This window comes from Kocuria gwangalliensis, assembly GCF_039544365.1.
Lineage (GTDB): Bacteria > Actinomycetota > Actinomycetes > Actinomycetales > Micrococcaceae > Kocuria > Kocuria gwangalliensis.
The window spans coordinates 19,199-42,846 of sequence record NZ_BAABLN010000033.1; the positions used below are offsets into that span (position 1 = coordinate 19,199).

Sequence of the window (23,648 nt, forward strand, 5' to 3'; positions counted from 1 at the left end):
CACATGCCGCGTGAAGACACCCCCGGTGGACCTGGCCAGCACCGGCGGTGCGCAGACGGCTCCCCCCATTTAATGTTTCGGAGTATGGTTTAATCACTTATCTGAACTTTCAGCTGAATGTTTAATCTACAAGCGGGCCTAGACTGGGTTGTATGTCCCATCCTGTGTCTTCGTCCGTTTCCCCGTCCCCCGCGTCAACCGGCAGGACCTTGCCGCAGCATGTGGCTGCCTCCCCTACTCGGTGGCCCGGGTATCTGATCGCGGATCTCGTTCTGGTGGCCATCTTCGCCGCGCTCGGGCGTAATGCCCACGAGCAAAGCCCCTGGGGCGCCCTGGAGACGGCCTGGCCATTCCTGGTGGGTGTTCTCGTTGGATGGGTCGTGGTCCGGGCGCGCCGCAGGCCCGCCGCTCTCTTTCCCACCGGAGTGGTCATTTGGTTGTCCACGGAGATCGTAGGCATGCTCCTGCGCATGCTCACGGGCCAGGGCACAGCGTTGGCCTTCGTGCTCGTGAGCTTGGCAGTTCTGGGTCTGTTCCTGCTGGGCTATCGCCTGATCAGCCGACTGATCAGCTGGGCCCGCCTGAATCGTTAGGCTGATGACAGACGTCGAGAAAGGATTCACATGCTCACTGCAATTGTGTTGATCAAGACCACCGCGGACCGCATCCCGGAGGTAGCCCATGACATCTCCAACATCAAGGGCATCACCGAGGTCTACTCCGTGACCGGTGACTGGGACCTGATCGCCATGGTGCGGGTGCGCGAACACGAGCGCCTGGCAGACGTCATCGCAGACCAGATGTCCAAGGTGAAGGGTGTGGTCTCGACCAACACGAACATCGCCTTCCGCGCCTACAGTGAGCATGATCTGGACGCCGCTTTTTCACTGGGCATCGACTAACCGACACCGTCCGCGGCCACGACCACGACCAACGCCGCTCCCCGGGACGAACCCGGGCGAGCGGCGTCGTCGTTGGTGGATCAAGCGTCGAGACTAGGCCGACGCCGCGTACCGCACCCAGCGATCCAGCAGGTCCTGGGCCGCACCCGAGTCGATTGCCTGGGCCGCGCGTGCAATAGCGGTGCCGAAACGATCCTGGAACTGCCCGTGGGCGCTCTCGTCCACGGCCATCAGACCGGCGGCGGAGTTCAGCAACACCGCATTACGAATGTGGCCGCGAGAACCGCCGAGGATGTCGCGCACGACCCCCGCGTTGTATTGGGCGTCCTGACCCCGGAGATCCTCAATGGTTGCTCGCGGCATGTCGAAATCCAGCGGTTCGAGCGAGTGCTGCGTGATCTGGCCGTCACGAACTTCCCACACGTCCGACGGCGCCGTGACGGTCAATTCGTCCAAGCCGTCCCCGCCACGGAAAACCAGCGCGCGATCGCCGCGATTCTGGAAGACACCGGCCATCAGGGGTGCGAGGGCGGCATCGGCCACGCCGATCGCGGATGCCTTGACCTTGGCCGGATTGGTGATCGGCCCCAGGAAATTGAACGCGGTGGCCACCCCGAGTGCCTTGCGCGCGATCGCGGCGAAACGCATGGAGGGGTGGAACGTCTGCGCAAAAAGGAACGTGATGCCCACGTCCGATGCCGCCTTCTCCACCTTGTCCACGGGCATGTCCAGGTGCACTCCCAGGGCCTCGAGAACGTCGGCGGACCCCGATTTCGACGACGACGCCCTGTTACCGTGCTTCACGACGCGCACCCCGGCGCCGGCGCAGACCAGCGCCGACATGGTGGAGATGTTGACGCTCGACAACCGGTCTCCCCCGGTACCCACGATGTCCAGTGCGGGCGCGGGGACATTCACGGCGCGCGCGTGCTCGACCATTGCGTCCGCGAGACCGTTGAGTTCATCGACCGTCTCACCCTTGGTGCGCAAGGCCATGAGGAACCCCGCGATGACTGCATCAGACACTTCACCGTTCATGATGGTGTCCATGGCCCAGTAGGACTCGCGCCAGGTGAGATCCTGACCACGCGACAGTGAGGTCAGGAGGTTCGGCCAGTGCATGCTTGATGGGGAGCCAGTTGAGGTAGTCACAATTCGACTCTACCGCCAGTTTCTCGGTGCGCACGAAGCCGGGGATCGGCCCCGATTCCCCGTCCACAACTGGGCGGGCGCCAAAATACGGCGCAAGGGAAGCACTTGGTTCACGACACGACACCGCCGGAAGGGCTCGGTGGTTGGTTCAGGAAGAGTTTTGGCGACATAATGTCTCTGTGACAACTGCAACCCATACCCCAGCCAAACCGGTAGGCGCGAACATCAATCGCCCCAACCTCACTTCCGTGGGCACCATCGTGTGGCTCTCCTCGGAAGTGATGTTCTTCGCCGGTCTCTTCGCCATGTACTTCACCCTTCGCGCAACCTCTCCGGAGTTGTGGGGGGAAATGACGTCAATGCTCAACGTTCCGTTGGCATTGATCAACACCATCATCCTGGTGCTCAGCTCCGTGACCTGCCAGTTCGGCGTGTTTGCGGCTGAGCGTCTCCAGCCGCGCCGCACCGGCAGCATCTTCCAGTTCACCAAGTGGGGCCTGACCGAATGGTTCGCGCTCACCTTCCTGATGGGTGCCGTGTTCGTCTCGGTCCAGGTCTACGAGTACTCCGTGTTGGTATCAGAGGGCGTCACCATTGCGGCCAACGCATACGGCTCCGCTTTCTACATCACCACAGGCTTCCACGCGATCCACGTGACCGGCGGTTTGATCGCATTCCTGTTCATCATGGGCCGCGCCTACGTTGCCAAGCGGTTCGGACACTACGAGGCCACCTCGGCCATCGTGGTCTCCTACTACTGGCACTTCGTGGACGTCGTCTGGATCGTCCTGTTCATCCTGGTCTACTTCATTCAGTAGCCAGCAGGAACGATTCACCCCATCCCAGTCTCCAAGTACCGAGTAAAAGGAACGTTTGACGTGAAGGCACTCTCACAAAAGCGCCGCCATCCCCTGGCAGTTCTCGCACTGCTCGTCATGGCTTTGCTTCTCACCGGTGGACTCTATGCAGTTGCCACAACCACCAACGAAGCCAAGGCCGAGACCACAACCTACTCGGCACAGGACATTGAAGAAGGCCAAAAGTTGTTCCTGGCCAACTGCTCCACCTGCCACGGCTTGAACGCCGAGGGCACCGAGGCCGGTCCCAGCCTCATCGGTGTGGGTGCGGCTTCGGTTGACTTCCAGGTCGGCACCGGCCGTATGCCCATGCAGATGCAGGGCCCCCAGGCACAGGTCAAGCCGGAACAGTTCAATGAAGAACAGACCAAGCAGCTTGCCGGCTACGTGGCCTCCCTCGGCGCTGGCCCCGCCATCCCCGAGGACGAGTACCTGGACGTCACCAAGGGTGACTCCGCCAACGGCGCCAAGGTCTTCCTGGCCAACTGCGCCATGTGCCACAACGCCGCCGGCGCCGGTGGTGCATTGACACGCGGCAAGTACGCCCCGTCCCTGATGGGCGTCGACGAGGCCCGCATTTATGAGGCCATGCAAACCGGCCCTCAGAACATGCCGGTGTTCAATGACGCCAACATCACCCCCGAGGAAAAGCGTGACGTGATCACTTACCTCAAGGCGTTGGACAACAACACCAACCCGGGTGGTTTCGGTCTCGGTTCACTCGGCCCGGTGTCTGAAGGCCTTCTGATCTGGAGCCTCGGTTTAGCCGTCGTGATCGGTTTCACCGTATGGCTCACCTCGCGCTCCGCCTGAGAGCAACAGCCGGTACGGCCGGCAATCTGACACAATTTTATTCAAAGCATCAAGAGAAGAATGAGGGACCACATGGGCGACCATCGTGACGGCACTCCCCAGCACAGCGGGGCGGTTGTCACCTCGGACGGAGCGGCTAGGAACCAGTTCCCCGACCCGGGACTTCCGCCGCACCGTCCTCGTGTGACAGACGTTGACCCCAAAGCTGCGAAGCGTGCGGAACGGCAGGTAGTACTGCTGTTCATCATTTCGGTCCTCGGATCAATTCTGTTCTTCATCGCGTACTTCGGTATCCGAGTCGAGGGACCGATGTACGACGTGGTGAATACCGAACCCACCAGCCAGCTGCGCCTGCAGAACCTGCTGCTGGGTTTGGGCATTGCGCTCGGAATGTTCGGCATCGGCATTGGCGTCGTTCAGTGGGCACGCACCCTCATGCCGGACCACGAATTGGTGGAAGAACGCCACGACGTACGCTCCGAAGAGCAGCGCGCGGAGGCTCAGGAGATCCTGACCACCATTTACGACGAGTCGGGTATCAAGCGCCGGCCGTTGCTACGCAATACCTTGATCGGTGCCGCGGTGTTGGCTCCGCTCCCCTTCGTCGGCCTGCTCCGCGACCTGGGACCCACGGACCTCACGGTACTGCGCCACACCATTTGGGAAGAGGGCACCCGCCTGGTACGCGATCCCTCCGGTACCCCGATCAAGGTCTCGGACGTCACGCTGGGTTCTGCATTCCACGTGGTTCCCGAGAACCTTGCCGACCTGGGTCACCACGATGGCTACCTGGACGAGAAAGCAAAGGCCGTGGTGCTGCTCATGCGTCTCGACCCGGACAAGGTCAATGTCTCCGCGGAGCGTGAAGACTGGAACGTGGACGGCATCTTCGCCTATTCGAAAGTCTGCACCCACGTCGGTTGCCCCATTGCGCTGTACGAGCAGCACACGCACCACCTGCTGTGCCCGTGCCACCAGTCAACCTTCGATCTCACGAACGAATGTGAAGTAATTTTCGGCCCGGCATCTCGCCCGTTGCCCCAGTTGCCCATTACAGTTGATTCCGAAGGATACCTCGTTGCACGTAGTGACTTCCACGAGCCAGTGGGACCCACCTATTCGCAACGCGATTTCGCAGTCCGAGATATGCAGGGTGAGGCAAGCTAATGTCATCTACTACTGATTTCGAGTATCAACCCCGCACCAGTTCCGGGCGGATTGCCAACTTCGTGGACACCCGCGCGGGCGTATCCCCCATGGTCAAGGAATTCGGTCGCAAGATCTTCCCCGACCACTGGACCTTCATGTTCGGTGAGGTGGCACTGTACAGCTTTGTCATCCTCCTGCTATCGGGTACGTTCCTCGCTTTCTGGTTCGACCCCACCATGACCTCCCTGGAGTACGACGGTAGTTACGTGCCCATGCAGGGCGTGGAAATGTCCGGCGCGTACGCCTCCACATTGAACATTTCATTCGACATTCGTGGTGGCCTGTTCCTGCGTCAGCTCCACCACTGGTCGGCACTGATGTTCGTGATGGCGCTGTCCGTGCACATGCTCCGCGTGTTCTTCACCGGTGCGTTCCGCCGCCCGCGCGAGCTCAACTGGGTTGTCGGCTGTGTACTGTTCCTCCTGGCGATCGTCGCCGGCTTCTCGGGCTACTCCCTCCCGGACGACGTTCTGTCCGGTAACGGTCTGCGCATCGCGGATGCCATGTTGAAGGCGATCCCCGTGGTCGGTACCTACATGTCGATGTTCATGTTCGGTGGCGAGTTCCCCGGCCTGGCCATCATCGGCCGCCTGTACATCGCCCACGTGCTGATCATCCCCGCGTTGATTCTCGTGATGATTGTGGTTCACCTCTTCATGGTGGTCATCCACAAGCACACCCAGTACCCCGGCCCCGGCCGCACCGAGAACAACGTTGTCGGCTTCCCCGTGGGTCCGGTCTACGCAGCAAAGGCCGGCGGTTTCTTCTTCATCGTGTTCGGTCTCCTGGCCACGTTGGCGGCAACCACCACCATTAACGCTGTGTGGAACTACGGGCCGTACGACCCCTCCCCGGTGCAGGCCGGTTCGCAGCCTGACTTCTACATGGGCTTCCCGGACGGTGCGCTGCGCCTGATGCCCGGTTCGTGGCCGTTCTCGTGGGAGGTGTCGATCTTCGGCTGGGCGGTGCCGCTCGCTATTCTGCTCCCGCTGATGCCTATTGGTCTGATGTTCGTGGCGATGTTTGCCTACCCGTGGATCGAGCGCTGGGTAACCAAGGACAACCACGTGCACAACGTGTTGGACCGCCCCCGTAACGCTCCGTTCCGTACCGGAATTGGTGCCGCTGCCGTCGCGTTCTACGCAATCCAGATGATGGCGGCCAGCTCCGACCTCATTGCAACCCACTTCCACGTGGGCCTGAACGACGTCACGTACTGGCTGCGTGCCGCGTACTTCCTCGGACCGATCCTGGCCTTCATCATTGCTCGCCGCATGTGTCTTGCACTGCAGCGCAAGGACCGTGAGATCGTCCTGCACGGCCGCGAGTCGGGCCGAATCCAGGCGCTGCCGCACGGCGAATTCGTGGAGGTTCACGAACCGCTGGACGAGTACAAGCGCTACCGTCTGGTGAACTTCGAAGACATTGAAGTTCAGCCCGCTCGTGCCAATGCCAAGGGTAAGGTGACCGGGACCGAGAAGCTCCGCGGCCGCTTGAGCAGCTGGTACTTCGAGGACCGAGTTGCACCCGTGACGCCCAAGGAGCTCGATGCGGCACACGGTCACCACGATGACCACGCACGCGAGGTTGTTGGTGCAGGGTCCCACACGGCCCAGCTTGACAAGTAGGCCAAGTTCGTCAAAGTAAGCCCGGTGGTCGCCCAGATCGCCCGTGAAGATGCCCCTGAGGTTCACCTCGGGGGCATCTTTATGTTCTCTCTCCCCCGTCTGCCGCATGCAGCTCACGTGGACTACTACCGACCACGCGATCACAGCCTCAGTATCTAACCGCTCACCTGGTGCCTCCACCGAGCGGTCCGGCTTGGGCCCGGTCCAATTCGCCTTCCGGTGTCAAGGAACACCGGAACTTCCCTGCGGGCGGACATCCGTTCTCCCTCTCGGCAAACACATGATCTCCCTGTCGACGGACCGTTGATCTCCCGGCTGGTTAGGGCAGGGGGTTTGACCCCACGTCCTGCGGCGGCATAGGCGTGACGAAGTGAGGCGCCCTCGGTGACGATGTCGTGGGCGTGGTGCAGGAGCCGGTCCACGGCCGCGGTGGCCAGGGTGGTCGGTATGAAGGCACGCCAGGAATCGAAGGCCTTGCAAGCCGGCAACCCGGCAGCCTTGCGGCGGGCGGTCTCGGTGGCCTCGTCCCGTCCCCGGATCTCCTCGGGCAACCGCACGCGCAGCACCTCGGCCGACAGCGCCCGCGCAGCACCTCGGTGGGGTCCCAGCGCTGGGCCTTGGCCGTGCCAACACCTCTGGGGCCACGGGCTCGCAGATGGGGCATCCTGACTCAATTGAGGACTTCGGTGAGGTCATCGGGCAAAGGCGGTGCCGGTCTCACCGAGAAGGCAGTGAAGGTTTTGAAGGTTGAGTTCACGCGGTGGGCTCCTTGCTCGTGGTGGCAGTGGTGGTGAATCCGCGCCACCCCGTGGCTCACTCAGGGCTACCTGCAGGGCGTCGAGCTCGGCGAATGAGCCGTACTGGCCCAGGAGGTTGGCCTAGGTGGGCACCAGGTCGGCCTTGACGGTTTTCACCGTGGCCACCTTGCCGCCTTTGGACTCCGGATCGTACGGCACGCAGGTACGGGACCCGGGTGCCGTAGTGCCGGGCCACCTCGACGATCTGCGGGCGCCGTACCGGACTCCGCCGACGTGGCCCACGGTGACGGTGCGGGGATTGTCGGTGAGCACGTGAGTGGGGGCTCCGCCGATCCGGCGCAGGGTGGCATCCAGGCAGGCGATCAGGCTCGGCGTGGTCTGGTCCCACACCGGGATCACTACCCGGACCCTGGACCAGGCCAGCCTGGCGTGGAACAGCCACGTCCGCCGCAGCGTCCCATCCGGGCCCGGCACCCGCGGGCCTTCCCCCCGGTCGACCTGCAACCAGGGCCCTGCGGGTGGTCCGCTCGACCCCGGTCGAGCGCAGCCCCACGAGCCCGCCGGGGATGACATCCGCGCGGGCCCTGCCCTTGAAGCGCTCGACCCATTCCGCCATCTTCGGCAGAAATTTGTCAATCATCCTGGGCCGTCGGTCCGGACCGGTCACTGGCCGACCCGCCTCGCGGGCTGCGACATAGTGTCGGATGGCCTTCGGCTCCACCCGGCCAGGTGCGCGGCCTCGCACTACCACTCCTGCGACCGGGCCCAGGCCTGCACCGAACTGGGCATCATGCCAAAGCGCACCTGCACGGAGCCCCTAGCACCGTATGGCCCCGTTACTGAACTGGCTTCACTTCGCTCGTTACTACCGCACCCGCTGCTCTGTCGAAGGCGCAGGTTGAGCGGAACCCGGCCGAATAGAACGAGAAGGCAACTGCAGTTCCGAGTCTCGGGCATAAAGAAGCCCTCCTCGCGGCAGTCGCAACGAGGAGGGCTTCTTCGGAGGATAGAACGCCTACATCAGTGGGCGTGCTCCCCGCGGGAGTGCTCGAAAATGAGACCGATCAGGCCCAGGAGAACAACGGGGACCGCCAGACCGATAATCCACCAGCCAACCGCAAGGGCGGTCACGAAAATAGCGCATCCGATACCCAGCAGCAATGGCCACCAGCTCCACGGGGAGAAGGCGCCGTAGTCACCGGACATCTCCACGATCTCGCCGTCTTCACGATCCTCAGGCAGCATGGCACCGGTGGAACGGTCCACGAGCCACAGGTACACCGCGAGCATGAGGCTCATGGCCGCCACGGCCAGCAGTGCCGGGAAACCGGCGAGTTCCTGGAATCCGGTGAGGTACCCGTACACCATTCCGACGACCAGGCAGAAGACGGCCAAGAGAATGAAGGTTTTGACAGTAGTTTTCATCGACCGGTCCTTCCAGATCCGCCGACAATCGGCATTTCTGCATCGAACTGCTGGCTGGAGAACGCCGCCAACTCGGGGTGGTGCAGGTCCAGAGCAGGACGCTCGGAGCGGATCCGGGGCAGGGAGGTGAAGTTGTGACGCGGAGGTGGGCAAGATGTGGCCCATTCCAGAGAGCCACCAAAGCCCCACGGGTCGTCCACTTCTACCTTTTTGCCGTTGCGGGCGGTGGTGTAGACGTTCCAGAAGAACGGAATCATGGAAATACCCAGCAACATGGCACCGTATGTGGAGAACTGGTTCATCCATGTGAAGCCATCCTCCGGCATGTAGTCCGCGTAACGGCGGGGCATACCATCGACACCCAGCCAGTGCTGGATGAGGAAAGTCATGTGGAAGCCGATGAACAGCAACCAGAAGTGAATTTTGCCGAGCCGTTCATTGAGCATCTTGCCGGTGAACTTTGGCCACCAGAAGTAGAAGCCCGCGAACATACAGAATACGACCGTGCCGAATACCACGTAGTGGAAGTGGGCCACCACAAAGTACGTGTCGGAGACGTGGAAGTCCAGCGGCGGGGTAGCCAGGATGATGCCGGTGAGCCCACCGAACAGGAACGTGAACAAGAAGCCCAGCACCCACAGTACCGGAGTTTCAAAAGTCAATGATCCTTGCCACATGGTGCCGATCCAGTTGAAGAACTTTACGCCCGTGGGCACCGCGATCATCATGGTCATGAACGAGAAGAACCCTAGCGCCACAGCACCGGTCACATACATGTGGTGTGCCCACACGGTCACGGACAGGGCGGCAATGGCGATGGTCGCGAACACCAGACCCTTGTACCCGAAGATCGGCTTCCGGGAGAACACTGGCAGAATTTCCGAAACGATGCCGAAGAACGGCAAGGCGATCACATAGACCTCGGGGTGACCGAAGAACCAGAACAAGTGCTGCCACAGGATGGCACCGCCGTTCTCCGGGTCAAAGATATGGCCACCCAGTCGGCGATCCATACCCAAGGCGAACAATGCGGATGCCAACGGCGGGAAAACCATGATGATCAGCAGAGCCGTAATCAAAGTAGTCCAGGTGAACATCGACATGCGCCACATGGTCATGCCTGGGGCGCGCATACAGAGGATGGTGGTGATGAAGTTGACACCACCCATGATGGTGCCGAAGCCCTGCAGGCCCAGACCGAAAACCCATAGGTCTCCGCCAACTCCTGGACTGAACGTTGTGCTGTTCAGTGGCGCATAGGCAAACCAGCCGAAGGATGCGGCGCCCTGCGGTGTGATGAAGCCGGCCACGGCAATCAAGGAACCGAACAGGAAAAACCAGAAAGCCAAGGCGTTCAAACGCGGGAACGCTACGTCGGGAGCGCCCAGCTGGAGCGGGACGATGACGTTGGCGAAACCAATGAACAGTGGAGTACCGAACATCAGCAACATGATGGTGCCGTGCATGGTGAACAGCTGGTTGTACTGTTCCTTGGTCTCCAAAATTTGCATGCCCGGATCAAAGAGTTCCGCGCGGATCAGCAGCGCCATGACGCCACCGACACAGAAAAACACGAAAGACGAGATCAGGTACATGTACCCGATGGTCTTGTGGTCCGTGGAGGTGAGCCAATTGACAATCACCTTGCCCTTGGACCGAGGCACAACACGGGGAGCGACCGTGGCCGCTTCGTCCCGCGAGTATTCGAGCGTAGACATTGCCTATCCCCTAGTTGTTGGACGTTACGTTCTGGTTCGGGTTGCGGTTGTACTCGTCGCCGACGGAGCCTACATTGCCCTCGCTGCGCAACTGCTGCATTTGGGCGTCGTACTCCTCCTGGCTCACAACGGCAACGTTGAAAAGCATCTCGGAGTGGAACTCGCCGCAGAGCTCGGCACACTTGCCGGCGAAGACACCCTCGCGGCCGGTAGTGAAACTCATGTAGTTGGTGCGCTCCGGGAACATGTCGATCTTCTCGAGGAAAGCCGGAACCCAGAAAGAGTGGATGACATCACGTGACGTGATTTCGAGCTCGACTTGGCTGTCTACCGGGAGGTACAGGGTGGGCAAAGTTTCCTCCACACCTTCCTCACCGGTCAGGTGTGCCTGAACACCCTGGAAGTAGACATCGTCGTCAAGGTAGTTGAAGTCCCAGGCCCACTGTTTGCCGTACACCTGGACGGAGACGTCCGGGTTGTCGTGCCGTGCCGTAATGGCCGTCTGCGCCCGCTCCGAGAAGAAGAACAGGGATACGACCATGGCGATCGGGACAATCGTGTAGAAGACCTCAAGCGGTGCGTGGTAGGCCAATTGGCGGGGATAGCCGGTCTCGTTCTTGCGACGGCGGTAGGCGATCATACACCACAGCATGAGGCCCCAGGTCACCAGACCCACTGACAGAGCTGCGACCCACGAACCAATCCACAGATCCATGACGTGGTCCGCGTTGTCGGTGGTGCCACGCTGGGTAGGCAAGAAGCCCACCTTGGCTTGTTCTGAGCAAGCAGTGAGCGTGGTCGCAGCCAGGACTGCCACTGCCGAGGCCTTGAGCATCCGGCTTCGGCGGCTGCCGGATCGAGTTTGCGAACTCACAGACGGCCCTTCCTCTTCTTTGTGTCAGCTCCGTATCCGCCTGTGCTGGGCACAGGGCACACGTTGCCCGTTAATTGATCTCCCTAGAGAGCTTACCTCCCGGCTGGCGCTTCTGCTGACACTGTGTCACCGTGCCGTGTCGCCATTCTGGGCGGACTGAGACAGCGTGTGCGCGATGCCGCTGGACACATGAAGAACGGGGTGAACCCCGCGCATTGGTGCGCTGGGTTCACCCCGTTCTGCCGGGTTTGTGAGCTTCTAGTGGAAGGAATCTCCGCACGCGCAGGAACCCTGCGCATTGGGGTTGTCAATGGAGAAGCCCTGCTTGGAAATGCTGTCCTCGAAATCAACCGTGGAGCCGCTGAGGTAGGGAACGCTCATCTTGTCCACGATGACCTCGACACCGTCGAAGTCGCGGGTGTGGTCACCGTCTAGGACTCGCTCGTCGAAGTAGAGCTGGTAGATCAATCCGGAGCAACCCCCGGGCTGAACTGCCACGCGCAAGCGCAGGTCGGTGCGGCCTTCCTGGTCCAGGAGATCGCGGACCTTCTGGGCGGCGACGTCGGTCAGCAAGACCTCGTGGGTCGGCAGGTCCTGGGTGGTCTCGTTGTCGGTGGTGACGCTCATGGTGCTCGCTTTCTGTCCAACCGGGGCGGTCCGCGGAAACGAACCTTTCATTAAACTTCAAACGCCGCGGGAGCGGGAATCATTCCGCGTTGCGGCGGCCTTGTTCGGCCAGCGCCGCAAGGACGAGTGCCTCTGCCGTCACCGCGTGGAGGAAGTCTCCGATGTGCAGTGACTCGTTGGCACTGTGAGCCCGCGTGTCCGGATCCTCGATACCCGTGATCAGGATCTGGGCTTCAGGGTACGCCTCCGTGAGGGTCGCCGTAAACGGGATCGACCCGCCCATACCGGATTTCACGGCGGGGCGCCCCCACGCCTGCTCGAAGGCCCACAGGGCGATCTGGGAACCGAGGGCCTGCGTGTCCGCGCGGAATGACGGGCCGGCCTCCTCCACGGAGAAGTCCACGTGCGCGCCGAACGGTGCGTTCTCCTCGATGTGCTTGCGCAGGGCCTCCCCCGCGTCCTTGGGGTTCTGCCCCGGTGCAATACGCAGGCTCAGCTTGGCCCGGACGGTCGATGCGATCGTGTTGGATGCCGTAGCCACGTCCGTCACGTCGATACCCGTGACGGACAGCGCGGGTTTGGTCCACAGGCGTGAGGCAATCGAACCCGTTCCCGCCAGCTGCACGCCGTCGAGCACGCCGGCGTCCGCGCGGAACCGGTCCTCCACATAGTCGACGTCCACGTCGTCCTCGGAAAGCAGACCCGCCACCGCAACGGCGCCGCGGTCATCGTGGAACGTCGCGATCAAGCGGGCCAGCAGCGTGGGGGCGTCCAGAACCGGGCCGCCGTAGATCCCGGAGTGCACCGAGTGGTCCAGCACGGACAACTCCACGATGCCACCCACCACACCGCGCAGGCTCGTGGTCAAGGCGGGGACTCCCACTTCCCAGTTGGCCGAGTCGGCAATCACGATCACATCCGCGGCGAGCCGCTCACGATACCGGGCGAGAAACGCCTCGAAGCCGGGCGAACCGGCCTCTTCCTCGCCCTCGATGAACACCGCCACACCCAGGGATGGTTCCTCACCCCAGTGCTCGAAGAAGGCCCGAAGTGCACCAATGTGTGCCATGACGCCCGCCTTGTCATCAGCGGCACCACGACCCCACAGCCGCCCGTCCTTCTCGACGGCCTCGAAAGGTTCCGTGTTCCACAGCTCCCGTTTCCCCGGGGGCTGAACATCGTGATGGGCGTACAGGAGGATGGTGGGAAAGCCCGCGGCCGGAGCCTTTCGAGCGACGACCGCTGGGTGCCCGGGCCGATCATCCTGGTCGACCCGCAGGATGTCCACGCTGTCGAAGGGCAGCTCGGCGAGCAGGTCCCTCACGGCCTGGGCGCTGCGCTCCAGGTCCTGGGGGTCGAAGGATTCCCAGGCAATACCGGGGATGGCCACGAGCTCGGAGAGCTCCCCCAGAAGTTGTTCTCGCGATCCGGTCACGGTCGCCCGCAACGCCTCGATGGTGTCCTGTTCCAGTGGGGTGAACTCGGTACTCATGACCCCCACACTATCGCCGGGTCACCCTCACCCGCCGGAATAAGCCACGATGCAGGTTCTGCCGAGGACTCCGCTATCCTGGATCGGTGTTTGGACGCAAGAAAGCAGATGAATCCACGGGGTCCACGGCCGTAGGCGCCTCGAGCGAGCCGGTTGAGACCGCGCCCGTCGCCGGCGGCAAGGGCCGCCCCACTCCCAGCCGTAGGGAACAGGAGGCCGCCCGCAGGCGACCCCTGGTCCCCGCCGACCGCAAGATCGCCAAGGCGGAATCCCGCCAGGTGGAGCGTGACCGCCGCGCCGTGGCCCAGGCGGGGATGGCCGCCGGTGACGAACGCTACCTCGGTCCCCGCGACCGCGGTCCTCAGCGCCGTTTTGCCCGCGACTGGATCGACTCCCGATTCAACATCGGCGAATTCGTCTTGATCTTCCTGATCCTCATGCTGTTCATCCTGTTCCTGCCCAACCAGGCCATTGGATTGACGTTCATCTGGATCATGTACGGCTACATTGCCTTGTGCGTGATTGACGCCTTCATCACCACCGCGCGCATGATGTCCGTGATGCGCCGCAAGTTCGGGGACATTCAGCGAGGCACACGCTGGTACGCCGCGATGCGCACGTTCACCATTCGACGACTTCGACTGCCCAAGCCGCAGGTTCGCCGCGGGGAACGCCCCGCGTAGGCTCCGGCCTTTTCATCTGCCACAGCAAGGGGACCCGCACCGGATCGGTGCGGGTCCCCTTGTGCATCGCGCCTCGATCCGCACTCGGGACCGACCGCTCGATCGTCAGCCACGAACGCGGCGGGCCGCCTTCTTGAGCCCTCGGTTGATTCTCGCCGCCCAGAACGGGCCTTCGTACAGGAACGCGGTGTACCCCTGCACGAGATCCGCGCCGGCATCGAGACGCTCGATCACGTCCTCGGGGGTGGTCACCCCGCCCACGGAAATCAGCGTCAGACGCTCACCCGCGTGCTGGCGCAGCATTTTGAGAACTTCCAACGAACGACGCCGCACGGGTCGCCCGGACAGCCCGCCCGCACCACACGCGGTGACCTCGTCCTCCGTGCTGCGCAGGCCCAAGCCCTCGCGAGCAATGGTCGTATTGGTGGCGACAATTCCTTCTAGTCCCACGTCCAAGGCCAGCTGAGTGACCGCCCGCACGTCTTCGTCGGCCAGGTCCGGCGCGATCTTGACCAGTAGAGGCACGTGACGCCCCGTGACGGCATCGGCTTCTTCACGCACAGCCCCGAGCAGGGGACGCAGCGAATCGAGCTCCTGCAGCTGCCGCAGCCCCGGGGTGTTGGGCGAGGACACGTTGACCACCAGGTAATCCGCGTAGGGGGCAAGGGCTCGAGTGCTCGTGACGTAGTCCCCCACCGCGCGCTCGAGGTCCACCATCTTGGTCTTACCGATGTTCACACCAACGATGGGCCGCTCGAGTCCGGTCTTGAGAGCCTGCTCCTCCAGCGATTGCAAGGTGGCGGCCACCCGCGGGGCGACCGCCGCCGCGCCGTCGTTGTTGAATCCCATCCGGTTGATCACCGCTCGGTCCTTGATCAGGCGGAACAAGCGGGGCTTGGGATTGCCGGGTTGGGCCTGACCGGTCACGGTACCGATCTCCACGTGACCGAATCCGAGATCCGTGAGCGCGTGGGTTCCCGTGGCGCCCTTGTCGAACCCCGCCGCAAGACCGAACGCCGAGGGAAAGCGAAGTCCCATGACCTCCACCGCACTGCCGGGATCGGGGCGCGTGAACCTACTCAGAACGGACCCGAGTCCGCTGCGGTGCAGCACCCTGATACCGGCGAAACCGAGCGTGTGGGCAAGTTCCGCGTCCATCCAGGAGAACGCGACTTTGAAGAACGTGGGATACAAGCGCATGATCCCAGTTTTACACACGGCATCCGTCGCGTGATTCTGCACATCAACCCGCCGTGGTGTCTGAAGTCTGTGTTGAGAGTTTCAGTTTAAGTTTCAACTGTCCTTTATGACTTTATCCACCGCGCCCCCGTAGCGTCGGTCCCGGCTCGCGTACTCCTCGACGGCGCGCCACAGTGTGCGGCGGTCCACGTCCGGCCACAGGACATCCAGGAACACAAGCTCCGCATAGGCCGATTGCCACAGCATGAAGTTGGAGATCCGCTGCTCGCCGGATGACCGCAGGAACAAATCGACGTCCGGCAAGTCCGGTTCGTCCAGATACCGCTGCACGGTGGACTCGGTAATCGCTTTCGGATCGAGGAGGCCGGACTGAACGTCCCGTCCCATGGCGGCGGCGGCGTCGGCGATTTCGGCTCTGCCGCCGTAGTTCACGCACATGGTGAGCGTCACCACGTCGTTGTCCCTGGTCTCTTCCTCGGCATGTTCGAGGCGGTTGATCACGGACTTCCACAGTTTCGGTCGACGCCCGGCCCAGCGGACACGGATGCCCCACTCCTGGAACGTGGGCAGCTGTCGCTTCATCACGTCCCCGGTGAAGTTCATGAGGAACGCAACTTCGGACGGGGATCGTTTCCAGTTCTCGGTGGAGAAAGCGTACGCGGAAACATGGGGGATGCCCAGCTCAATGGCGCCGGCCACCACATCGAGCAGGGCCCGCTCCCCCGCGCGGTGCCCCTCGTTACGCGGTAACCCGCGCTCGTTGGCCCACCGGCCGTTGCCGTCCATGACCAGGGCAACGTGTCCGGGTCTGAACTGCTCGGGAATGGCCGGGGGTGTGGCGCCACTGGGGTGCGCCGGAGGCGGAGTGAATTTGCTCACGCTCACAGTCCTTTGCTGAATCATTCGGTGCGTTCGACCAAGCTCAGGGAACGCACTGATCGTTCCATGTGCCATTGAATGTAGCTGGCAACCAGTCCTGCGGCGGCTCGCGCCGTTTTGGAGTCCGCGGCATCGATTGTTGTCCAGTCACCCGCCCACAAGCCTTGCAGCAGCACGAAGGTCGCTTCGCTCGGTGCCGCTGAGCCCGGCGGGCGACATTGCGGGCACACCGCGCCACCGAGTGCGGCGGAAAAGGATCGGTGCGGACCGGGCGCACCGCAGCGGGCGCAGTCCACGAAACTGGGGGCCCACCCCGCAATGGATACCGCTCGCAGCAGGTATGAATCCAGTGCGCGACCGGGTTCGTGCAGTCCGCGGGCCACGGCGGAGAGTGCGCCGATGAGCAGCTGATAATGTTGGTGCGCGGTGTCGTAGTCGTCCGCCGTCAGCTTTTCTGCGGTCTCGACCATGGCGGCCGCTGCCGTGTACTTGGCGTAGTCCGCACCGATTTGTTCGCCGTAGGAACGTTTGCCCAACGCCTGCGACACGATGTCCAAGGTCCGCCCCCGCACCAATTGCAGGGTGGCCACGTTGAAGGGCTCCAACCGCGCGCCGAAACGTGAGGTGGTGCGACGCACGCCCTTGGCCACCGCGCGGACCTGGCCGTGGTCCTTGGTCAGGAGAATGACAATGCGGTCCGCCTCCGCCAATTTGTAGGTGCGAAGCACCACGGCTTCATCACGGTACGAGCGAGAAGCAAAAGTTGAACCGGCCACTGGCCTAGTCTCCCACGTTCTCCTGGGTACCCGGATGGGCGTACGAAAGCGCCGACGCCGCTCGGCGGCCCCCCGTGCGGAAGGTCACCGAGCGGCGTCGGCGGCTCGAACAAGACAACGCGACCTAAGCCTGTTCCACCAACTGCGCGTCGCGGACCGCGCGGTTGATGGCCGAAATGACAGCCTTGAGCGAGGATCTAGTGGTGTTGTTGTCCATGCCCACGCCCCACAGGACACGGTCGCCCACGGCCAACTCCACGAAACTCACGGCCTGCGCATTGGCTGAGGCGGACATCGTGTGCTCGGAGTAGTCGAGCAGGCGCACATCCACGCCTTCGACGTTGAACAGCGAGATCAAGGCGTCGATCGGGCCGTTGCCGTGGGAGGTGCGGTCATGACGTTGACCGTCAACGTCCAGGCCGATCTCCAGGACAGAATTGCCCTCGTCCTCCGAGTGGGTGGACATGCTGGAGATCCGGTAGCGACCCCAACGGTGCTCGCCGCTCTCGCGGGCCGGCAGGTACTCGTCCGTGAAAATGTTCCACAGCTGCTGGCCGGTCACCTCGGAACCGGAGGTCTCCGTGTATTTCTGCACCACGCCGGAGAACTCGATCTGGGCGCGACGGGGCAGGTCCACGCCGTACTCGCTCTTGAGCAGGTACGCCACGCCACCCTTGCCGGACTGGGAATTCACGCGGATCACGGCCTCGTAGCTGCGGCCCACATCCTTGGGATCGATGGGCAGGTAGGGAACGGCCCATTCGAGTTCGTCCACGGAGATGCCCTGCTCGGAGGCGTCCTTTTCCATGAACTCGAAGCCCTTCTTGATCGCGTCCTGGTGAGAACCGGAGAACGCGGTGAAAACCAGATCACCGCCGTACGGGCTGCGCTCGGGTACGGGCAGCTGGTTGCAGAACTCCACGGTGCGGCGGATCTCGTCGATGTCGGAAAAATCGATCTGCGGGTCCACACCCTGGGTCAACATGTTCAGGCCCAGCGTCACCAGGTCCACGTTGCCGGTGCGTTCACCGTTGCCGAACAGGCAACCCTCGATACGGTCCGCGCCGGCCAGGTAACCCAGCTCCGCCGCGGCCACGCCGGTGCCGCGGTCGTTGTGGGGGTGCAGGGACATGATGATGTCGTCACGCTGGTAGAGGTGACGGCTCATCCATTCAATGGAATCCGCGTACACGTTGGGGGTTGCTTCCTCCACCGTGGCGGGCAGGTTGATGATCATTTGTCGGCCGTCACCGATCTCGAAGGTCTCGGCCACTTCATTGCAAATCCGCGCCGCGAACTCCAGCTCGGTGCCGGTGTAGGACTCGGGTGAGTACTCGTAGGTCACGTTGGTGTCCTTGAGCTGCTCTTCGTATTTCATGCACAGGCGAGCACCGGTCAGGGCGATGTCCACGATGCCGTCCATGTCCTGCTGGAACACCACCCGGCGCTGCAGCCGGGACGTGGAGTTGTACAGGTGCACGATCGCGTTGGGTGCGCCCTCGATGGCCTGGTAGGTGCGCTCGATCAAGTGTTCACGGGACTGAGTGAGAACCTGAATGGAGACGTCCTCGGGAATCCGATCCTCGTCAACCAGTTTCCGGACGAAGTCGAAATCAATTTGGGAGGCCGAGGGAAAACCCACCTCGATCTCCTTGTACCCCATGCCCACCAGCAACTCGAACATCTTGAGCTTCCGGGTGGGATCCATGGGCTCGATCAGAGCCTGATTACCGTCTCGCAGGTCCACCGCGCACCACCGGGGTGCCGTGGTGATGACCTTGTCCGGCCAGGTGCGGTCCGACATGTCGAACGGGAAATTCTGCTGGTACGGCGTGTACTTGTGCACGGGCATACCGGAGGGACGCTGCAAATTCTTCACGAAAAGCGGGCCTTTCAATGACTATGAGATAGGGCCGGCACCACGAAACTCCGCAGCGGGTAGGTCGGCCGTCCGTCAGATGGGTGAGGCCCCGCTGCGGCACATAAGCAGGAGTCGCACGTTCCCTGGCCGCATGTGATCCAACGTACCACTTGGGCGGGTCCCGTTCGGAAAATGCGCACGATCATGTCGAGGGTTACCGCCCGTGGGCGGCAGCGGGCGGCCACTCGGCGGGCGGTTCACTCCTGGCACGTGAACTGCTCGGCCGTTTGCCCCTTCAGCTCATCCGGCAGGGCACCGGAGAGATCGAGTTTCTCGCCGGACGTGAAGTCCTGGCCGATCGACACCCGCAGGCCGGACAGCTCGTTGTCGACCACCAGCTGGCTGTCCGGGACGCCGAGCAGGGCCGCGAGATCATCGGCGGCCGAGGCCCACGAGGGGTTGTAGAAAATTTGGGTTCCTGCCAGGGCCGTGCCGGTCCGGCCGCTTTCCGTCTCGGTGTATCCGGCGTCCTGGAGCAGGTCGACGATGTCTCCTCCTCGATCCGGGTCGCCGGACCGATTGTCCACGGTCACCGGCACCAGTGAAGGTTGGATCTGCGGGACCAATTCCTCATCCGCTTCTTCGGTGCCGGCCGGCAGTGGTTCGGCCGTGGGGCCCGCTGAAGCGGCCTCCGTGGTGGCTGCAGCCGAGGTGCTTGGCGACGGCGTCGCATCAGTCACCGCCCGATCCTGCTGGAGCGTGCCGAACAGTCGTTCGGCGGGCTCCTCGTCCAGGATCAGTCGGTTGGGATCTTCGGGATTGGGGACGCTGGGCACGGTCACGAACGCAATCCGTCCCAGATCGATACCGGCGAACGTCCCGGCGATACCCACCAGTGTGGGCAGGGAGGTCAGACCCTCGTCCACGTGTAGGTTCTGGGTCATGACCTCGGCGATCTTGTAGAGCTGCGGCAGGTTGGTCAACGTGCCATCGTCCTGAATCTTGCGGGTCAGCGAGGCCAAGAAGGACTGCTGTGACCGGATCCGAGACTCGTCGCCGCCGTCCCCGAATGCCGCACGAGAACGCAGGAAGGCCAGCGCCTGATCACCCTCGACCGAGGAAATACCCGCCGGGAGTTTCAGACCGGATTTCGGATCATCCACCGGGTCGTTCACGCACACCTGCACGCCACCCACGGTCGAGGACAATTCCTTGACCGCATTGAAATCCGCGAGCATGAAGTGGTCGATGTCGACACCGGCCACCTGGTTGACCGTGGCCACGGTGCATCCCGGACCACCGTTTTCAATGGCGGAGTTGATCATGTCCCGGTGGGCCGGGAACACCTCGCCCGACTCCGGATCGGTGCATTTGGGGATGTCCACCAGCAGGTCACGCGGGAAGGACACCACGGTCACGGCGTCACGGTTCTCGGTGACATGCACGAGCATCATCACGTCGGTGCGCCCGGCAGCGTCGTCCTCGTCACCGTATTCGCTGTTGCCGGAACCCTCACGAGTGTCCGAGCCCATGACCAGGATGTCCAAGGGACCCTCGCCCACAGTGGACGACCCATCCGACAGGTTGAGCGGACTGCTGTTCAAGTTGCTGCTGAGCCGCAGCGCAGCCACTCCCCCGATCCCGAGAACCGCGATGAGACCGAAGACGACCAGGGTCACGGCGATCCGGCGCGCCGAGGGCCTGTGATCACGGGAACGGTGGTGCCTGCCCGTTTGCTTCAGGTTGATGTGTTCGAACTCATGATCCTCATGGAGCGACTGCTGGTGGGTGGGAGTGTGCCGGGGCGCAGATTCACGTGACGTGTGGGTTGCACGACCGTGTGTGCTGCCTGATTCCACCGAATGTTTCTCCTGCGTCGCTACGTGATGTGGGCTTGGATCCCAGACAGGTTATGGGCTTTTTCCTAAACCCACCTGAGAACGTAAGGGTTCTCAGAAGCCCAGTCGGGACAGCTGCTTGGGGTCACGTTGCCATTCCTTGGCGACCTTCACATGCAGATCCAGGTACACCTTGGTCCCCAGGAGCGCTTCGATCTGGGTGCGGGCCTTGGTGCCGATCTCCCGCAACCGCGATCCGCCCTTGCCGATCACAATGGCCTTTTGGGAAGGCCGTTCGACGAACAGGCTCGCGTGCACGTCCAGCATGGGATTGTTCGCGGGGCGGCCTTCTCGTTCGGTGGCTTCGTCAACGACCACGGCCAGCGAGTGCGGCAGTTCGTCCCGGACACCTTCCAGGGCGGCCTCGCGGATGAGTTCGGCCATCATGGTGATTTCCGGTTCGTCCGTGAGCTCCCCGTCCGGGTACAGCGCCGGTGATTCGGGCATGAGGCTCACGAGCAGCGCCGCGAGTTCCTCGACCTGGAAGCCGTCCTTGGCGCTCACGGGAATCACGTCGCCCCATCCGGCGTCGGACCGGTCCGAACGAGGCTTTTCGTTGCCGGGGGCGACGTTCGACGACGCCGCGCGGCGGCGTCGTCGTTGCTCGCGCTGGGCCTGTTCTTCGGCCATGACCTCGCGGCCGAGTTCGGTGACCGCCACCAGCTGCTCGGCGAGCCGGTCGCGGGGCACGGAATCCGCCTTGGTGACAATGGCGACCACGGGGTTGCGTCCGGCCGCGGCGGCAACTTGCTGTGCGATGTATCGGTCACCCGGGCCGACCTTTTGATCCGCCGGGATGCACATGCCGATCACGTCCACCTCGCCCAGGGTCTCGGCCACAACGTCGTTGAGGCGCTGGCCCAACAGGGTGCGGGGGCGGTGGAGCCCGGGAGTGTCCACCAGGATGAGCTGACCATCAGCACGGTGGACGATGCCCCGAATCGTGTGGCGGGTGGTCTGGGGGCGGTTGGAGGTGATGGCGACCTTGCGCCCCACCAGGGCATTGGTCAACGTGGACTTCCCCACGTTGGGGCGGCCCACGAACACGGCGAATCCCGCGCGGAACTGCTGTTCGGGGGTGTCGTGATGAACCTCAGACATCTCCATGTCCTTTCGCAAAGCGTTGGGCGGGGTTATTTCATGGTTTCGACGGGTGCCTCGTGCCCCAGAAACTCTTCGAGCAAATCCCGCTGCAGGGTGAACATGGCTTCTCGCTCGGTGTCTTCCACGTGGTCGTGTCCGAGCAGGTGCAGCATGCCGTGCACGGTGAGCAGGCACAATTCGTCCTGCGTGCTGTGGCCGGCGGCCTCTGCCTGGCGTTGTGCCACGGGCGGGCACAGCACGATGTCTCCCAGGACACCCAGGCTCGGTTCGGTGACCGTGCCGGCGCGCAGCTCGTCCATGGGGAAGGACATCACATCGGTGGGGCCGGGCAGATCCAGCCACTGCATGTGCAACTCGGCCATTTGTTCCTCGTCGACCACCGAGATGGACAGTTCGGTGTCCGGGTGGATGTGCCAGCGCGTGAAGGCGAGGTCGGCCAACGCCGTCAGTTGCTCCGGATCCACTGCGCGGTAGGACTCGGGGAAGGTCGTTTGTTCTTCCGGGGTTTCCCACGGTGTGTCGATCGAGACGCTCATGAGGGCTCTTGGCCTGGCTCGGCCGTGGTCGAGGCGGCCGCGCGGCGCTCGTCCTTGCGGCGGCGTCTTTCGTTGCGATGCCGATTGGTGGTGTCGAACTGTTCGTAAGCGGAGACGATCTCGCCCACCAGTTCATGGCGAACCACGTCTTGGGCGGTGAGTTCACAGAACGCGATGTCGTCGATGTTCTGGAGCACGTGCTGAACCTGGCGCAGGCCCGATGACGTGCTGCCGGGGAGATCCACCTGGGTGACGTCACCGGTGACCACGATGCGCGAGCCGAAACCCAAGCGCGTGAGGAACATCTTCATTTGCTCCGGCGTAGTGTTCTGAGCCTCGTCCAGGATCACGAACGCATCATTGAGGGTGCGCCCGCGCATGTAGGCCAACGGAGCCACTTCAATGGTGCCCGCCTCCATGAGACGAGGGATGGACTCTGGGTCCATCATGTCGTGCAGCGCATCGTAGAGCGGGCGCAGGTAGGGGTCGATCTTGTCGTTGAGCGATCCCGGCAGGAAGCCCAGGCGCTCGCCGGCCTCCACCGCGGGCCGGGTGAGGATGATGCGGTTGACCTCTTTGGACTGCAGGGCTCGTACGGCCTTGGCCATGGCCAGGTAGGTCTTACCGGTGCCGGCCGGGCCCACACCGAAGACCACGGTGTGCTCGTCAATCGCGTCCACGTAATGCTTCTGGTTCACGGTCTTGGGTCGGATGGTCTTACCGCGGGTGGACAAGATACTCGTGGCCAACGCGCTGGCGGGGCGCATGCCTTCGGCGTCGCGGAGCATGCGGGTCACGCGCATCACGGTCCGTTCCGTGATGTCGGTGCCGCGCTGGGCAAGCACCACGAGCTCTTCGAGCAGGGCCGCGGCCGAACGGGTGTCCTGCACCGGCCCGTCCAAGGCCACATCCATGTCACGCACGGTGATACGCACGTTCGGATAACTCTGCTCCAGCAGGCGCAGGGTGGCGTCCGCCTGGCCCAGGGCGCGCAAAGCGGTGTCACGGTCGGGCATGTGCACCACAACACGCGTGTGGCCTTCGTGGTCTTGGGGTTGCGGTTCATCCCCGGATACATGATCAGTCATTGGGGTCCAGCCTACCGCTCGTTATGTTGCAGGTTGATAACGGTTTCACCCAGGACGCACTTCGGGGTTCATCGCCGCCCTTACCTGTGGGTATGTTGGACCACCGGTACCCGTCACGGACGCCCTCTGCCCGCAACGCGTCCGTGCAGACATTGACGACAGCTCTAC

General features: G+C 63.0%; 21 protein-coding genes and 1 pseudogene. 7 read left to right on the top strand and 15 right to left on the bottom strand.

What is annotated here, in order from left to right; all coding sequences use genetic code 11:
• The first annotated feature begins 221 nt into the window (after positions 1–221).
• Positions 222–593, top strand: coding sequence for a DUF3054 domain-containing protein (locus ABEA06_RS10390; RefSeq protein WP_345311448.1), 372 nt, complete (start codon positions 222–224; stop codon positions 591–593).
• A 30-nt stretch (positions 594–623) separates the two neighbouring features.
• On the top strand, positions 624–902 hold the full coding sequence (locus tag ABEA06_RS10395) for an Lrp/AsnC family transcriptional regulator (RefSeq protein WP_303382179.1): 279 nt from the start codon (positions 624–626) through the stop codon (positions 900–902).
• A 93-nt stretch (positions 903–995) separates the two neighbouring features.
• Here the strand turns inward: ABEA06_RS10395 and trpD are convergent, their stop codons facing one another.
• The gene (gene trpD, locus ABEA06_RS10400) at positions 996–2,024 is read right to left on the bottom strand and encodes an anthranilate phosphoribosyltransferase (protein WP_345311525.1); all 1,029 of its coding nucleotides are present in this window, start codon (positions 2,022–2,024) and stop codon (positions 996–998) included.
• Positions 2,025–2,233: 209 nt separating this feature from the next.
• Between trpD and ctaE the strand changes: the two genes are divergently transcribed.
• From ctaE to qcrB, 4 genes are all read left to right on the top strand, one after another.
• Positions 2,234–2,872, top strand: coding sequence for an aa3-type cytochrome oxidase subunit III (ctaE, locus tag ABEA06_RS10405; protein WP_345311449.1), 639 nt, complete (start codon positions 2,234–2,236; stop codon positions 2,870–2,872).
• Between the two features lie 60 nt (positions 2,873–2,932).
• Positions 2,933–3,724, top strand: a complete 792-nt coding sequence (gene qcrC, locus ABEA06_RS10410; RefSeq protein ID WP_345311450.1) for a cytochrome bc1 complex diheme cytochrome c subunit — start codon at positions 2,933–2,935, stop codon at positions 3,722–3,724.
• Positions 3,725–3,796: 72 nt separating this feature from the next.
• The gene (gene qcrA / locus ABEA06_RS10415) at positions 3,797–4,891 is read left to right on the top strand and encodes a cytochrome bc1 complex Rieske iron-sulfur subunit (protein ID WP_425559522.1); all 1,095 of its coding nucleotides are present in this window, start codon (positions 3,797–3,799) and stop codon (positions 4,889–4,891) included.
• Complete coding sequence (gene qcrB, locus ABEA06_RS10420) at positions 4,891–6,561, top strand: cytochrome bc1 complex cytochrome b subunit (RefSeq protein WP_345311452.1); 1,671 nt, start codon at positions 4,891–4,893, stop codon at positions 6,559–6,561. Before qcrA ends, qcrB begins: the two co-directional genes overlap by 1 nt.
• 881 nt (positions 6,562–7,442) lie before the next feature.
• Here the strand turns inward: qcrB and ABEA06_RS10425 are convergent.
• The 6 genes and pseudogenes from ABEA06_RS10425 to ABEA06_RS10450 form a co-directional block, all read right to left on the bottom strand.
• Positions 7,443–7,977 (bottom strand): annotated as a pseudogene (locus tag ABEA06_RS10425) (DDE-type integrase/transposase/recombinase); the annotation flags it as partial.
• 362 nt (positions 7,978–8,339) lie between these two features.
• On the bottom strand, positions 8,340–8,744 hold the full coding sequence (locus ABEA06_RS10430; protein ID WP_303383468.1) for a cytochrome c oxidase subunit 4: 405 nt from the start codon (positions 8,742–8,744) through the stop codon (positions 8,340–8,342).
• A complete protein-coding gene (ctaD, locus tag ABEA06_RS10435; protein ID WP_345311454.1) occupies positions 8,741–10,462 on the bottom strand; it encodes an aa3-type cytochrome oxidase subunit I in 1,722 nt (573 codons plus the stop codon). The genes ABEA06_RS10430 and ctaD overlap by 4 nt, the downstream gene beginning before the upstream one ends.
• 10 nt (positions 10,463–10,472) lie before the next feature.
• Positions 10,473–11,336 (bottom strand): aa3-type cytochrome oxidase subunit II, encoded by an 864-nt coding sequence (gene ctaC / locus ABEA06_RS10440; RefSeq protein WP_459076758.1) that lies wholly within the window; start codon positions 11,334–11,336, stop codon positions 10,473–10,475.
• Positions 11,337–11,594: 258 nt separating this feature from the next.
• Positions 11,595–11,963, bottom strand: coding sequence for a HesB/IscA family protein (locus tag ABEA06_RS10445; RefSeq protein ID WP_303383088.1), 369 nt, complete (start codon positions 11,961–11,963; stop codon positions 11,595–11,597).
• 79 nt (positions 11,964–12,042) lie between these two features.
• Complete coding sequence (locus ABEA06_RS10450) at positions 12,043–13,455, bottom strand: dipeptidase (RefSeq protein WP_345311455.1); 1,413 nt, start codon at positions 13,453–13,455, stop codon at positions 12,043–12,045.
• Positions 13,456–13,541: 86 nt separating this feature from the next.
• Here ABEA06_RS10450 and ABEA06_RS10455 point away from each other — a divergent pair, with 86 nt between their 5' ends.
• Positions 13,542–14,138 carry a DUF3043 domain-containing protein gene (locus ABEA06_RS10455; RefSeq protein ID WP_345311456.1) on the top strand — a complete coding sequence of 199 codons (597 nt, stop codon included), beginning with the start codon at positions 13,542–13,544 and terminating at the stop codon, positions 14,136–14,138.
• 105 nt (positions 14,139–14,243) lie between these two features.
• On the opposite strand, the gene ABEA06_RS10460 is transcribed toward ABEA06_RS10455, so the two are convergent.
• From ABEA06_RS10460 to ABEA06_RS10495, 8 genes are all read right to left on the bottom strand, one after another.
• Positions 14,244–15,338, bottom strand: a complete 1,095-nt coding sequence (locus ABEA06_RS10460) for a quinone-dependent dihydroorotate dehydrogenase (protein ID WP_345311457.1) — start codon at positions 15,336–15,338, stop codon at positions 14,244–14,246.
• A 93-nt stretch (positions 15,339–15,431) separates the two neighbouring features.
• Entirely contained in the window at positions 15,432–16,217 is a 786-nt protein-coding gene (locus ABEA06_RS10465) for an isoprenyl transferase (protein WP_425559523.1), read from the bottom strand.
• Between the two features lie 20 nt (positions 16,218–16,237).
• Positions 16,238–16,993, bottom strand: coding sequence for a DNA repair protein RecO (gene recO / locus ABEA06_RS10470; RefSeq protein WP_345311459.1), 756 nt, complete (start codon positions 16,991–16,993; stop codon positions 16,238–16,240).
• 124 nt (positions 16,994–17,117) lie between these two features.
• Positions 17,118–18,872 carry a 2-isopropylmalate synthase gene (leuA, locus tag ABEA06_RS10475; RefSeq protein ID WP_345311460.1) on the bottom strand — a complete coding sequence of 585 codons (1,755 nt, stop codon included), beginning with the start codon at positions 18,870–18,872 and terminating at the stop codon, positions 17,118–17,120.
• A gap of 239 nt (positions 18,873–19,111) precedes the next feature.
• On the bottom strand, positions 19,112–20,533 hold the full coding sequence (locus ABEA06_RS10480) for an LCP family protein (RefSeq protein ID WP_345311461.1): 1,422 nt from the start codon (positions 20,531–20,533) through the stop codon (positions 19,112–19,114).
• A gap of 273 nt (positions 20,534–20,806) precedes the next feature.
• A complete protein-coding gene (locus ABEA06_RS10485) occupies positions 20,807–21,853 on the bottom strand; it encodes a GTPase Era (RefSeq protein WP_345311462.1) in 1,047 nt (348 codons plus the stop codon).
• Between the two features lie 32 nt (positions 21,854–21,885).
• Positions 21,886–22,392, bottom strand: a complete 507-nt coding sequence (gene ybeY / locus ABEA06_RS10490) for an rRNA maturation RNase YbeY (protein ID WP_303382906.1) — start codon at positions 22,390–22,392, stop codon at positions 21,886–21,888.
• Positions 22,389–23,480, bottom strand: a complete 1,092-nt coding sequence (locus tag ABEA06_RS10495; protein ID WP_425559524.1) for a PhoH family protein — start codon at positions 23,478–23,480, stop codon at positions 22,389–22,391. Before ABEA06_RS10495 ends, ybeY begins: the two co-directional genes overlap by 4 nt.
• Positions 23,481–23,648 lie beyond the last annotated feature (168 nt).

Bases quoted from the DNA above. Each gene is read 5' to 3' on its own strand.
- ybeY (WP_303382906.1), bottom strand. From the start codon at position 22,392: ATGAGCGTCTCGATCGACACACCGTGGGAAACCCCGGAAGAACAAACG.
- ABEA06_RS10460 (WP_345311457.1), bottom strand. From the start codon at position 15,338: ATGCGCTTGTATCCCACGTTCTTCAAAGTCGCGTTCTCCTGGATGGAC.
- qcrA (WP_425559522.1), top strand. From the start codon at position 3,797: ATGGGCGACCATCGTGACGGCACTCCCCAGCACAGCGGGGCGGTTGTC.
- qcrB (WP_345311452.1), top strand. From the start codon at position 4,891: ATGTCATCTACTACTGATTTCGAGTATCAACCCCGCACCAGTTCCGGG.
- ABEA06_RS10485 (WP_345311462.1), bottom strand. From the start codon at position 21,853: ATGTCTGAGGTTCATCACGACACCCCCGAACAGCAGTTCCGCGCGGGA.
- ABEA06_RS10395 (WP_303382179.1), top strand. From the start codon at position 624: ATGCTCACTGCAATTGTGTTGATCAAGACCACCGCGGACCGCATCCCG.
- ctaD (WP_345311454.1), bottom strand. From the start codon at position 10,462: ATGTCTACGCTCGAATACTCGCGGGACGAAGCGGCCACGGTCGCTCCC.
- ABEA06_RS10445 (WP_303383088.1), bottom strand. From the start codon at position 11,963: ATGAGCGTCACCACCGACAACGAGACCACCCAGGACCTGCCGACCCAC.
- trpD (WP_345311525.1), bottom strand. From the start codon at position 2,024: ATGCACTGGCCGAACCTCCTGACCTCACTGTCGCGTGGTCAGGATCTC.
- ABEA06_RS10495 (WP_425559524.1), bottom strand. From the start codon at position 23,480: ATGACTGATCATGTATCCGGGGATGAACCGCAACCCCAAGACCACGAA.
- ABEA06_RS10430 (WP_303383468.1), bottom strand. From the start codon at position 8,744: ATGAAAACTACTGTCAAAACCTTCATTCTCTTGGCCGTCTTCTGCCTG.
- ABEA06_RS10450 (WP_345311455.1), bottom strand. From the start codon at position 13,455: ATGAGTACCGAGTTCACCCCACTGGAACAGGACACCATCGAGGCGTTG.